Annotated in this window: 8 protein-coding genes; 4 read left to right on the forward strand and 4 right to left on the reverse strand. The window is 51.5% G+C overall.

What is annotated here, in order from left to right; all coding sequences use genetic code 11:
* Both ACO064_RS06075 and ACO064_RS06080 read left to right on the forward strand, forming a co-directional pair.
* Positions 1–1,137: a glycosyltransferase gene (locus ACO064_RS06075; protein WP_421826500.1), complete on the forward strand. Its 1,137-nt coding sequence runs from the start codon at positions 1–3 to the stop codon at positions 1,135–1,137.
* Complete coding sequence (locus ACO064_RS06080; protein ID WP_421826501.1) at positions 1,134–2,147, forward strand: hypothetical protein; 1,014 nt, start codon at positions 1,134–1,136, stop codon at positions 2,145–2,147. The genes ACO064_RS06075 and ACO064_RS06080 overlap by 4 nt, the downstream gene beginning before the upstream one ends.
* Here the strand turns inward: ACO064_RS06080 and ACO064_RS06085 are convergent.
* The 3 genes from ACO064_RS06085 to ACO064_RS06095 are packed head-to-tail and all read right to left on the reverse strand — an operon-like array spanning position 2,105 to position 7,527.
* A complete protein-coding gene (locus tag ACO064_RS06085; RefSeq protein WP_421826502.1) occupies positions 2,105–3,697 on the reverse strand; it encodes a capsule assembly Wzi family protein in 1,593 nt (530 codons plus the stop codon). The two genes, ACO064_RS06080 and ACO064_RS06085, sit on opposite strands and share 43 nt — an antisense overlap.
* Before the next feature lie 19 nt (positions 3,698–3,716).
* Positions 3,717–7,076 carry a C25 family cysteine peptidase gene (locus tag ACO064_RS06090; RefSeq protein ID WP_421826503.1) on the reverse strand — a complete coding sequence of 1,120 codons (3,360 nt, stop codon included), beginning with the start codon at positions 7,074–7,076 and terminating at the stop codon, positions 3,717–3,719.
* A gap of 55 nt (positions 7,077–7,131) precedes the next feature.
* A complete protein-coding gene (locus ACO064_RS06095) occupies positions 7,132–7,527 on the reverse strand; it encodes a sugar 3,4-ketoisomerase (protein ID WP_421826504.1) in 396 nt (131 codons plus the stop codon).
* A gap of 322 nt (positions 7,528–7,849) precedes the next feature.
* On the opposite strand from ACO064_RS06095, the gene ACO064_RS06100 reads away from it, so the two are divergent.
* The gene (locus tag ACO064_RS06100; protein WP_421826505.1) at positions 7,850–8,857 is read left to right on the forward strand and encodes a sensor histidine kinase; all 1,008 of its coding nucleotides are present in this window, start codon (positions 7,850–7,852) and stop codon (positions 8,855–8,857) included.
* Between the two features lie 212 nt (positions 8,858–9,069).
* On the forward strand, positions 9,070–11,124 hold the full coding sequence (locus ACO064_RS06105) for a tetratricopeptide repeat-containing sensor histidine kinase (protein WP_421826506.1): 2,055 nt from the start codon (positions 9,070–9,072) through the stop codon (positions 11,122–11,124).
* Between the two features lie 115 nt (positions 11,125–11,239).
* Here ACO064_RS06105 and ACO064_RS06110 read toward each other — a convergent pair whose 3' ends face one another.
* Positions 11,240–12,124 carry a gliding motility-associated C-terminal domain-containing protein gene (locus tag ACO064_RS06110; RefSeq protein WP_421826507.1) on the reverse strand — a complete coding sequence of 295 codons (885 nt, stop codon included), beginning with the start codon at positions 12,122–12,124 and terminating at the stop codon, positions 11,240–11,242.
* Positions 12,125–12,210 lie beyond the last annotated feature (86 nt).

The following is a 12,210-nucleotide window of genomic DNA, read 5'->3' on the forward strand; positions in this document are numbered from 1 at the left end:
ATGAATCAAAAGCGACCACGGGTTTTACACATCAGCACGGCTCATCCTCCATACGATCCGCGCATCCTGTATAAATATCTGCCCGTTTTAGCCGACCATTACGATGTTTTTTGCGCCATTCCCAACGCTGATCCGGCCGTTGTTCCGGCGGTGCATTTCATCAGGTTGCCCTATTTCAAACGCGTCATTTTGCGGTTTTTGGTTACCTGCCCTTTTATTCTCTGGAAAACACTTCGGCTTCGCCCGGCCCTGATCCACGTCTATTCACCTGAATTTCTGCCATTTGCCTATCTGTACCGCATCCTCGGCACCCGCGTCATCTACGAGGTTCAGGAAAACCTGCATAAAAAAATCCATTTGAAACGCCATAACCGGGGCTGGTTTCTGAAGGGAGTTTTCGCGTTTTTTGACCAGATGGCACGTCGGCATTTTTCCCTGATTTTTACGGAGCATGGCTACCTGACGACCTACACCAACCTCGCAAAACCGCACGCCGTGATCTACAATTACCCGCTGTTGTCTTTCCTTGATACCCACCGACGGCCGTATCGGCAGGCATCCGACCCGGTGGAGTTCTTTTACATCGGCTGGCTGAGTTTCGAACGGTCGATTGTTACCCTGCTGGACGGTTTGGCCCTGGTTAAAACCACGCATCCTCATTTTAAAGTACACTTGTTTGGACATCGTTCTTTTACCGATCAGGACCTGGAAGCCCTTCCGGCTTATTCCATTGTGAAAGATAACCTGATTTTTTACGGCTACACCGATCAGGCCAAAGCGTTTGCGCAGGTTTCCAGGGCGGTGGCCGGATTGGCGCTGTTGAAGCCGATCGGAGATTATACGGAATCGTATACCACCAAAATGTTCGAATACATGGCCCTTGGCCTGCCGGTTATCACCGCCAATTTCCCGTTGTATCGCCCCGTGGTCGAAGGCAATCAGTGCGGTTTTTGCATGGACCCATCCGATCCGGAGGCTTTGGCCCGGCACCTGCGGTATCTGATCGATCACCCGCAGGAAGCTGAAGAAATGGGGAAACGCGGACGGCAAGCTGCGGAGAAATTCTACAATTGGGCCAGTGAACAACCTAAGCTACTGAATCTGTACCAGTTAGTCCTTTCACCGTCTGCATCATGAATGGATTTGTCTATGCTGGCGTGGCCATTTTATTATTTGGGGCGGAAGTGCTGTACCTCCGCCTGGCCACCCATTACCACATTGTCGATACACCCAATCACCGCAGTTCGCACACCCAACTGACGGTGCGTGGTGGCGGCATCATTTTCTGGCTGGCGGCCTTTCTGGCTTTTGTGGTTACGGATTTCGCATCGCCGGTCTTTTTTGTGGGCCTGACCCTGGTGGCGCTGGTCAGTTTTCTGGACGACATCTCTTCCATCTCAACCCGCATCCGGTTTCTGATTCAACTGATCAGCCTGGGGCTGTTGCTGGAACAAACCGGCCTTTGGTCCGAACTGAGCTGGTGGATGCTGCCGGGCCTCATCTTGACTTGTGGCGTGTTGAATGCCTACAATTTCATGGATGGCATCAACGGCATTACGGTTTTTTACAGCACCATCACCATAGCGACCCTGCTGATTATCAATCAGTTTTATATACCATTCACCGGGGCGTTGCTGCTCGTATTTTCACTCATCGGGCTCGTCATTTTTGCGTTTTTCAACGCCCGCCGACAGGCTCTGTGTTTTGCGGGAGATGTTGGCAGCGTGTCGATGGCGTTCATTGTGATTTTTCTGCTCGTCAGTTTGATGCGTGAGAGCGGGCAATTAACGTACGCATTGCTGCTGACGGTTTACGGCATCGATAGTGTTATGACCATTTTGTACCGTTTATGGCGGGGTGAAAACATTTTTCAGCCCCACAAACTGCACCTTTTCCAGTTGCTGGTGCATCAGCTACAATGGCCGCACTTACGGGTTGCCGGTCTGTATGCCCTGACGCAGGCATTCATCAATGGGTATGTGATCTGGCTCACCCACTGGGATGCTCAAATGCAGTTTTGGGGCGGGTTTTCCCTGCTGATGGGGTTGACACTGGCCTATGTTGTCATCAAAAGCCGGTTGATAGCGACTCGCCATAAACCCGGTCAGGGCCGGGAAAAGTCCCAGGTTTTTCGGAGACTAAACTGAAACCCGGTGCTGTTGGGATACAAGGCCCCGTGGTCGAGGGCAAGCGACACCCTGGCCTGCATCCCATGCGCGAAAGCCGGAAAACCCAGTAGCAGCAGGGACGAAAACTGCCCGATGGTGGTAGGAAACGGATGCCCGTAGGTGCCCAGATTCTGACTCATCGAGCATTTCAACTGAAACAGATACCGCTGCGACCAGTTACCGGACACGCCCACATGAAAAACTTTCACCCGGTTGTTGTTGCTAAAAAAGTAATTTTCAACCCTTTGCGCGCGCGGCAAACCGGATCGGGTATGGTTGGTAGGCGGAATAAACGGCGTGCCGATGGTATGACCCCCATACGACCAGCCGTCGATGTATTGTGAATGGTTGAAGTAATTATCCGCACCGCGTTCCTTATCAAGATCCCCGAATTTGGCGCCACCCTGGCTTTGGGTATGGAGCAGTTCCACCAGAACGGTCTGAATCTGAAACCGGTGGCTCGCCGGGCGGTTATTTCTGAACCGGATGCCGTGCAAACCATCCGAAATATTGGTCAGGTAAAACAACGAACCGTCGTCGTAAATACTCTGACGATACAACAGCAGGGAAAACCGTTTGGCGTTGATTTCAAACCCGATATCGAGCGTCCCGAGGTGATTGCCCAGGCGGTTTCCGCGGTCGGCTTTGCTGAAGAGCGTAGTATCAATGTTGTCGCCCCGCGCAGCCAGCGAGGTACCCGTTACGGCATTAAGGTAGTTCCTGAAACCCGTCGGAAACCGCCCGTTTTTGATCTGGTTTTCATTGGTAACCACCTCGCTTCTGCCTGCCCACTGCACCTGATGGTTGAAACCAGCGTAGAACCGAACCGGCCAGCCCGGTTTTCCCAGCCGACCATACAGGGCTTTCTGGTGTAAATAGGAATGCGTGACGGCCCCCTGGTTGCCAAACCAGCCGTGGGCATACAGACCGCGAAAGGCAACCACTCCCCTGGTAAAACCGATCGGCGTATAGTCCGCCAGGGCAAGCTGGACTTTAGGGATCGGCATCGCATTGCCGGACCAGATGTAAGGCCCCGTTCCCAGCGTTGAATCGGCCAGCCCAATGACTTCTTTCCGGCGCCCCACCATCAATTCCAACCCCCACAGCCGCCCTTTCACATAGGCTTCCGGGATCAGAACGGCCGACTTCCGGCTTGCATTTCCCACCACCTCCAGCCCATAGCCCCAGCCGATCAGTCGCCGTTTGTTTTTGATTAAGTTAACCGGTTTGGTAATGTCGCGCAGGAAATTGGCCGAAACTCCGCCCCGGAGGGTTCCGAATGGCGAAGTCGTTGGCACGGTTCCGTACTGGTTGGTGCGCAGCCAGAACGGCGTTTGCTGCGCGGTGCTGGCCGAAAAACCGGTTTCGGCAAAAAGGCTAAGTTCTTTCGCTTCCAAATCCGGCCGAGAAATCTCGACAATAGATCCCAGGGTCGTTGAATCGACCGTTTGCGCCCGGGCATCGAACGGAACCAGACCGGGCAGCATCAGCAGGAAAGGGATTCGGCAGGCTCTGATGAAGTCGATCATGGATTGTTGAGGTTAAACATTACCGGTTGATAATCACCCGCCCGGTCAGGTGCCGACCATCGTCCCGAATAAACTGAAAAACATACAAACCATTGGGCAAAGCCACGCTCCCCTGATCCGTACCATCCCAGTAAAATCCATTTTCGCCGATGCGAAGCGGTTGCCGGAGCGTTCGAACCACCTGCCCGTTCAGGTTCCGAATCACCAACTGCCCGTTGCCCGGCAGTTCCTTTCCGGTAATCGTTAACTGAAAACGGGTCTGCGCCCAAAATGGATTGGGTACCGGCCGGATGACCGACAGACTATCCTCCAGTTTTACCCGAAAATTGATTTCATACGGACTTAAACCGGCTTTGTTGCCACTGACATCGGTGGCCTGAACACGCAATGTATAGACCCCTTCGGCCAGATTCTGCGGGCGGTAGTGGAGTAAAAACCGGTTATTGTCGCTGGCAGGAGTCCAACTCACGTCGGAATGGCCAAGAACCACCCGTTCAAAACCGCATGTTTCGCAGGGTTTGCGCAGCAACAAATCGATGCCGAGCGTATCCCGGCGAATGCGGTACGGATCTTCATCCTGCACACTCACCTGAATCACCGGATTGGGCGAAACCAGCGCACCGTCGGCAATCCGGGTTCCGTCGACGGTTACATCCAGCAACGGATTGAAGAGATCGGGCGGAAAACGCTGGCTCGAATCGGGCAAAACGAGGGCGTACTGATCACCGGATTTCGAAACCGAAAACACCAGCACATTATTGGTTTCGTCTAACTCTTCCACCCGGTTTTCGCCATCCAGGACCAGTTCGTGCCGCGTCGGGCCATCGGCATCCAGCTCGGGTCGAAAGCTGTAATAAACCGTATCCCGAAAGGCTACCGCGGCTCTCGAAACGGTTTTATAGGATTGAAGCGATCCGTCGGCCAGCCGCTTCCGAACCATCAGGCTCAGGCGTTCCTGCGGATGATAACGTCCGGCATTAACCACGATCACCCGTAAACGGACGGAATCCGCGGCATTGTCGGTCCGGAAAACCCCCGAAGACTGCACCTGAAAATCAGCTCTGGGCAACGGAAACAGCCGGAGAGCCGGGTCGCCCTGCAACACCATCTGGTTGGTGTTGCCAATTTGCAGGGCATCTTTGGTCGTAGCCAACACCCGCCGGGTTGTTTCCTGGTGAATAACGCCAATCGGTTTTGAGAAGTAGGTGCTGTCCGTAAAAAGCGTCTTGTAAAATTGCACCGTGAACGTGTTGAGTGGCGTGGTAAATCCTTCGAAACAGTGCGCCAGAATGGCAATGGCTCCTTTGTCCGGCGTCAGTAGCCAATTGGTACTGAGCACATTACCGCCGTAAAAAATATTCCCAAGTCCGCATCCATTGAAAAACATGAGTGGATACCGGCCTTTGTTGTTATAGCCATACACCGGATCGGAAGCATACCCGATGTCGAGATCGGCAACGGTGGGCGATGAATGGCCAAAAAACGTGATCATCGCAACCCCTTTGTTGACCTGGTCGCTGATGTCGATGCGCTCGACGGGAGCATCGGTGGTTTTGGAGCGCGTGGTGACTTCCGAGCCTAAATACGGTTGCTGCACGAGGGCTTTTGCATCATTCAGAATCGCCTTGAAACCAGCCAGTTCCGACTGCGAACGACCTCCGCTCAGGTGCAGAACTTCCTTGCGCCACGGCACATTGGCCGCATTGCTTTCAAACTCTTTCACCTTGTTTCCGTAGTTTAGCACCTCCTGCGCCGAAAGTGTATTGAGCCGCCCCGTGGCCATAGCAGGCACGTTTTCCGGAAAACCGGCCAAACCGGCGGTCAACAGCACATCCGAACCGGGGACATTGCCGATCGTCGGAACCAGATCCAGGTAATACTGATTGGCATTCTTGCGAAACGGGAAATAGACCGACGAGCGGCCTATCAAAAACAGAAACTTGCCGGGGCCGCCCGTCAGCATGTAATCGGCAAACCGCCGAATGGCCAGCGGAGTGCGTTCGCCAAAGCTGAACTGGTTGAACAACTCCTTCATGGTCGCCACGAGCGTATCGTACTGCCCGCCTTTCGCCGACGCCCGGTATGCTGCGTAGGCCCGAACCGGGTCTGCCACCTGCCCCACCGGTTTCATCAGAAGTTCGTGTGAAACAATCAGAAAATTCGGTTTGGCCGGATCAAATTTGCGAAAAACCACCCGTTCCAACCGAACGGGCGTTATAACCCGGGTTGTCACCAGAAGTTGACGCGGGGATGTGGTGTTGGGTACGACCACCTGCCGGGTCGTACCTTCCTGCGTGCCGGTGAGGAGTCGGGCCGCGCCCGGTTCGGTGATGTCGTAAATGACGGTACTGGCCGGGGCATCCGCCAGTTCGAGGTAAGAACGTCCGCCAGCTTTCGGTAGTAGCCGGAGTAGTTGCTGCGTCCCATTTTTTAAGCTGATCGTTTGCGGATACCGAATCCGAACGGTACTCACGGAATAACGATCAAATTCATCCGAACCGCGCGACACGGTGGTCAGCGCCAGGTCCGCCGACGCGTCACTCTTTAGAGTAAAATCCGTGGATTGAAGCGGTGTAGAAAACCGGCTCGGCTGAAACCCACTGAATTTCAGAAGCCCCAACGTCCGACCTGACGCACCGGCGGAGAAATCGACCAGATGTTGATAAGAATCCCGGCCATTCAGCAGCACTTCCAGTTCCGGTTTTTCGGCCGCCGAACTGACCCAGCCCGCAAGGTTGAAAAGCTGCGTATGTGGTTTGTTTTTCTGTTGCATCGGCCCCGTCCAGCCCTCCCCTGCTTCAAAATACACCTCATACTGGCTCACAAAAGGCACTGGACCCGTACTGGGGTTGGTAGACATTTCATCTTTCAGCACCAGCAGTTGCTCGGCAATGTGATATGGTTCCGGCAGCAAACCGGCGGGTCGGGTTTCCTGCGTGGTGACAACCCGTTTGCCCGGTTTTCCGTCGGAGCGCCAGGTCAAAAAATAAGCCGCCGTGTCGGAATACATGCTGTAGTAAGGATGCGGCTGGGCGTTCATCGGTCGGTAGAGCAAGGTATCCTGCAAACCGTCATTGCCTTCGCCTACAAATTCGATGTAATCCGCAGCGTCGAGTTTCTGATCCGATTCGCCGGCAACCAGGATCGCCTGCTCGATTCCGCGCCGGAACAGTTGCAGAGTCGTGGGGTTAACGGACGCAACCGGGATACCGGCCTTTGCCAGATCGGAGGTTGTCAGTCGGTAAACAGCCCTTTCCGTAACCGGGATTCGGAAATAGGACTGGCTGTGATTAATCCATTCGTTTCCGAAGCGGCCCGTTTGGGCATTCACCCCACCGACACCAATCCATAAAAGCAAACCAACGATCAGTTTCCGCATAACATTGTCTGAAAATAAAGCATTGATTTCGTAGTGTCCGTGGATGCAGGAGAGCTTATGGCAACACCTTTTCTCTGGCTGGCAGCAAAACCGGCCGATAGGGTTCCGGAATATAATCCCGCTTGGAAAACAGATCGCTCGCTAATGCCAGCACGATGCAATCCGGCGAAAAATCGTACAATATCCGCCAGTCGGAAGGGAGCAGATGCAGGGCCTGGTTCGGACTATTCAACTGATAGACTGCATCATGCTCCTCAGATTGAATGTATACAGATACCGATCCAGTCAGGCAGAACAAAATGCTGTGATTCTGCTGGTGGCGGTGTTGTCCCCGGCACTGACCCGCTGGCACCTTATAAATGAGGTACGACCGCAGAAAGGATAATCCGGTCAACTCCTCCAGTTCAGCGATCTGGCTCTTAGACGTTTTTAAAGTGTATAACAGGGCCATGACAACGGCTTTTATGTCGGATAACCACCCGGTTTCAAACCCTGAAAGGTTATTAAAACCGGAATGACCATTCCACCCGGAACAGATACAAATCAATCGAAGGAGACGATCTTATTCTGTAGAAAATCATCCATTTCAGGAAGCCGGCGAAACCGCACTCTGGGCAAAGGCGGCAGGGTGACGAAAATAAGCAGAAAGGCGTCGTTCAAAATACGTTTTTTTCTACAAAAGCCGACCCACAACCTGCTTATGTTTGGGAGGATTATCCGGCTTTGCGCAATCTATGTTTACCCCAAAATGGAGCGAAACGGTCTGTAAACAGATGACTCCACGATCCGGCACGATGACTTTTTTACCGTTCTTGCTCTGGACCGGTAGCACGTCGGCGTCCGCCAAACCGGCTATCGATCAACCGGTTTGGCAAACCGTCGGGCTTTTTCTCAGTTGGAATAATCTAATTTTACCACCCGTTCTGGCGAGCTTGCTTGTGGCCGTTCTGGTCTGGTTTTTCCTGCGAATGCGCTACCGAAACCGGCACCAGCAACACCTGAGACTGGATCATGAAACCCAGGATCGCATCTTGCAGCAGCAGAAATTAATATCGGAATTGCGGTTACACAACGACCAGTTAAAAATTTCGAAAGAGAATCTGCACCTGTCCATCTCCGAAAAAGACCGTTTTATCGCGATTTTGATCCACGATTTGCGATCGCCCTTGCGGTATTTATATAAAAACACGGCCTACTTATTCCGAAACTGGAAGCGGGACTCCCACGCCGAACTGGACGATCTGATTACGGAAATCAACAATTCGACCAAGCAAATTCATTTTCTGACGGAAGAAATAATGCAATGGATTTCGACTCAGGATCAAGCGTATGGAGTCCGGATCAGGGAGTATCTATTGCCGGAACTCATCCGTGAACTGGAAGCGTTGTACAAGGAGAATATTCTTCACCACGGCAATACGCTTCAACTCGACATTCCGCCCCGGATGAAGGTGAATACGGACAAATTGCTGCTGAAAACCATCCTGCGAAATCTGATCGATAACGCGAACAAAAACACGGATGACGGCACCATCCGGATTGAAGCCCGGCAGGCTTATCAGAAAGTGGTCATTATGGTATCGGACAGTGGCATTGGCATTTCTCCCACCTTGCTGCGGGATATAAACCGCTATTTCAGCACTTCTGAACCTATGCCGGGCTTAAATACACAGTTTGGCCACGAAATCATCCGGGATTTTGCCCGCTTACTCAATGCGACTGTTTTTTACGAAACCCCCGAAAGTGGCGGCTTACGGGTTTCGCTAACACTACCCTATTGATCAGAAACCGGCCGTTCGCAACCCATCGTTTGGCTGTACGATTGCCCTTCCGGCCTTACCACGACCGATTATTCCCGGTCGGCAGTTCTTCAGACCAATTGTTTTTGCAGTATGTTCGTCATTTGGAACATTTTCAGTATCATGTGCAAACATTCACGGCCTTTTGTCACCTGGCAGTGCCATGTTACGGCATCCTATAGAAAATCACCTTCATGAAAAGTGGACATCCCTTAATCGGTCGTCTGAGTTGGGTTCTGCTGATTTGCTGGTCTTTCAGTTGCGATTTTTACGCAATCCGCAATACCGATCACCAGGCTCACGTAGACAGCCTGATCAACCGGGCCACGGTTCTGAAGTTTTCAAAGGGAATCGAACGTTCCCGGATGTATCTGGATTCTGCCTACGCCCGGTTTCCCGACGCGGGGGTTATGGATAAATACCGCAAATATGATTTTCTGAGAGATAATTACTTTGATGAGAATTTCAAACCCGACTATGAGAAGGTTCAGAGCTATATTGACAGTATGTTTGGGGTTCTTGAACCCGGAATCCTTCGGGAAAGATACAAAAAAGATTATGCCCGTATCTATCTTTTGCGCGGTGGTCTGTTGTATCATCAGAAACGGTACGAAGAAGCGTACAGTCAGTTTTTCCAGGGGAAGATCCTCATGGAATCGACTTTCGACAGTTGTCAAAGCAGTCAGTATACCAGCCGGATCGCCGGGATGAATTACCAGGAAAAAAACTACACCAAAGCCGCTACGTACTATAAACAGGCCTTCCGTGAAGTAATGACGTGTTCGAACGAAGGAAACTTTGATGATTTGTTTGCGAGTCGTCAGGGCTATTTAAGCAACATCGGCTTATGTTACTCAAAACTGGAATTACCGGATAGTGCGTTGCACTACTATGATCAGGCTTTACGGTTTATCGGGCAAAATGAGTACAAATTCCCGAATCAGAAAGATTTTATGGCGATGGCCCGGGCAGTCATTTATGGCAATCAGGCCACCATTTATCTCCAGCAGGGCGACTTTCCACAAGCCGAAACCCTGCTGAAAGAAAGTATCCGCATCAATCGGCAAACCGGCTACTACAACCGGGATGCCCAGTTGTCACAGGCCAAACTTTGTGAAGTCTACCTGACCAATAATCAACTGGAAATGGCGCGCAAAGAGCTACTTTCGCTGAAAATGTCGCTGGATACGCTGCAACACCCGGAAGCCCTGCTGCGGTGGCACCATGTCCAATCGCAATACTACGAGAAGGTTCATCAAATCAGTCAGGCCCATTACCATCTTAAAACTCACCTTGCGCTGAAAGACTCTTCCGATCAGGAGAAGGCGGTTTTTAAAGGTATGGACCAGGCATTGCTGAACCTGGATAGTCAGCACAAAATTGAATTGTTAAATAAAAAAGAGGAACTGAACCGACTGTATCTGATGGGAGCGGCTGCCATTCTGCTGATGGCCTTCGTGATTGCCTATTTGATCTGGCACAGTTGGAAGCGAACCCAGAAAAACCTCTTAAAACTTGCCGCCTTAAACCGGCAAATTATTGGCCGAAATACCCAATTACAAACCACATTGACGGAACTGGAACGAAGCCAGCAGGAAAATGCCCGTTTATTGCAGGTTGTTGCGCATGATTTACGCACGCCAATTGGGGCCATCAGTATGGCGGTCGATCTCTTGCTGGAAGATCAGTTGAGGGTTCATAAACCGCAGTATTTCCTGGAAATGATCAAATCATCTTCAGCTAACTCGCTTATTCTCATTGACAACCTGCTGCATTCCAACGCCACCATCAACAAGATGGAACCGGTTGATTTGCAGGAGTTTCTGGCGTCGTGTGTCGATATGCTGGAATTAAAAGCATTCGAAAAGAAGCAATCCATTTACCTGGTAACCGATAGCGCCCGGATTTTGGTCGACCGTCAGAAAATGTGGCGGGTGATTAGCAACCTCATTACCAACGCCATCAAATTCAGCCCACCTGAATCTACCATCACTGTGGGGCTGGAAAAACGGGACGATGCGGTTCAAATATCCGTCAAAGATCGGGGAATCGGCATTCCGGCGCCATTAAAAGCCACTATCTTCGATTTATTTACGGTGGCCCGACGACCCGGCACCGCCGGCGAAAAATCGTTCGGGATGGGACTCGCCATTTCCCGGCAAATCGTCGAAGCACACCACGGGAAGCTTTGGTTTGAAAGTGAAGAACATCAGGGAACCACCTTTTACGTCGAATTGCCGGTACAATGAAACCCGAACGGCTTTGGCACTGTCTTTTTCCGATAACGTACGGCCGATCTGCCAAAAAAGCCTACGAAGAATCTTCATAGGCTTTCGAACTATTGCGAGATGTAAAGGTTAAATGTTAACGTGATAAAGTCAGGGAGCGGGTGAATTTCCGTCCGTCGCTGAGCCGAATGCTGTAGAAGTATGTTCCGGTGGGCAGGTCTTTGTTGCGATCCCGGCCGTCCCAATCGTTTTGGTAGTCTTTTGATTCGTAAATAACGGTTCCATTGCGATCAAAAATTGTTACCTCCGCAGACAGTTTCCCCAGATTGACAATCGTGAATTTGTCATTGGTACCATCCCCATTGGGCGAGAACCCTTCCGGAATCCGTAGCTCCCCTTCTGCATCTGGATTTGAACCGGAACACAAGCTGGAAAGCGATTTGATGGTCAGATTTTCAAAGACCCCACTGGCTTTGGCCACGTAGGTATCGTAGTCAAACTCAGGAGTGGACTTCTTAAGCACAACCTCACTTAAGCCCGTGACGGGAAAAGCTTTGTCATCATTCCAAACCAGCGTTGTTCCGGCTTTTTCATCCGGATTGACGAGATCGAATTGCAGAGTCGCAATGGGAAGCCAACTCGTGGAAACCGGCGTCGCGTTCTGTTCCGAACCGCTGTAAATGATGTTCAATGAAACGATGCCGCTGGCATTCCGTTCGACCGAACCGTTCAGCGACAGAGGATTGTAGTTCAGGCTGGCATTGTCGCCCTGGCTGGTAAAATTCTGCTGATCGGCAATAACCGGTGCTTTGATCAGGTGAGCATCATACAAAAAACGAAAGTTTGCATTGCCCATCAAAAAGGTGCTGCCATCATCATGGGCCTTCACTTCTACAGCCACCAGCAGCTTCTTTTGAGTGCAATCCGCTTTTTTTAGTTGTAAACGCACATCGAATTTGCCGTTTTGGGCCTCCGCCAGAAGTGAAGAGCAGACCGCGAAAAGAAAGAAAAACCGTTTCATATCCATTGGTTTTACGGAAAATAGAATTCAAACTTCAGAGTTGGATCAAGGAAGGTCCAGTGGCCGAAACCGCTGAACCTTCCATT

This window comes from Larkinella sp. (genome assembly GCF_965227735.1).
Classification (GTDB): Bacteria; Bacteroidota; Bacteroidia; order Cytophagales; family Spirosomataceae; genus Larkinella.

Bases quoted from the DNA above. Each gene is read 5' to 3' on its own strand.
- ACO064_RS06075 (WP_421826500.1), top strand. From the start codon at position 1: ATGAATCAAAAGCGACCACGGGTTTTACACATCAGCACGGCTCATCCT.
- ACO064_RS06080 (WP_421826501.1), top strand. From the start codon at position 1,134: ATGAATGGATTTGTCTATGCTGGCGTGGCCATTTTATTATTTGGGGCG.
- ACO064_RS06085 (WP_421826502.1), bottom strand. From the start codon at position 3,697: ATGATCGACTTCATCAGAGCCTGCCGAATCCCTTTCCTGCTGATGCTG.
- ACO064_RS06090 (WP_421826503.1), bottom strand. From the start codon at position 7,076: ATGCGGAAACTGATCGTTGGTTTGCTTTTATGGATTGGTGTCGGTGGG.
- ACO064_RS06095 (WP_421826504.1), bottom strand. From the start codon at position 7,527: ATGGCCCTGTTATACACTTTAAAAACGTCTAAGAGCCAGATCGCTGAA.
- ACO064_RS06100 (WP_421826505.1), top strand. From the start codon at position 7,850: ATGACTCCACGATCCGGCACGATGACTTTTTTACCGTTCTTGCTCTGG.
- ACO064_RS06105 (WP_421826506.1), top strand. From the start codon at position 9,070: ATGAAAAGTGGACATCCCTTAATCGGTCGTCTGAGTTGGGTTCTGCTG.
- ACO064_RS06110 (WP_421826507.1), bottom strand. From the start codon at position 12,124: ATGAAACGGTTTTTCTTTCTTTTCGCGGTCTGCTCTTCACTTCTGGCG.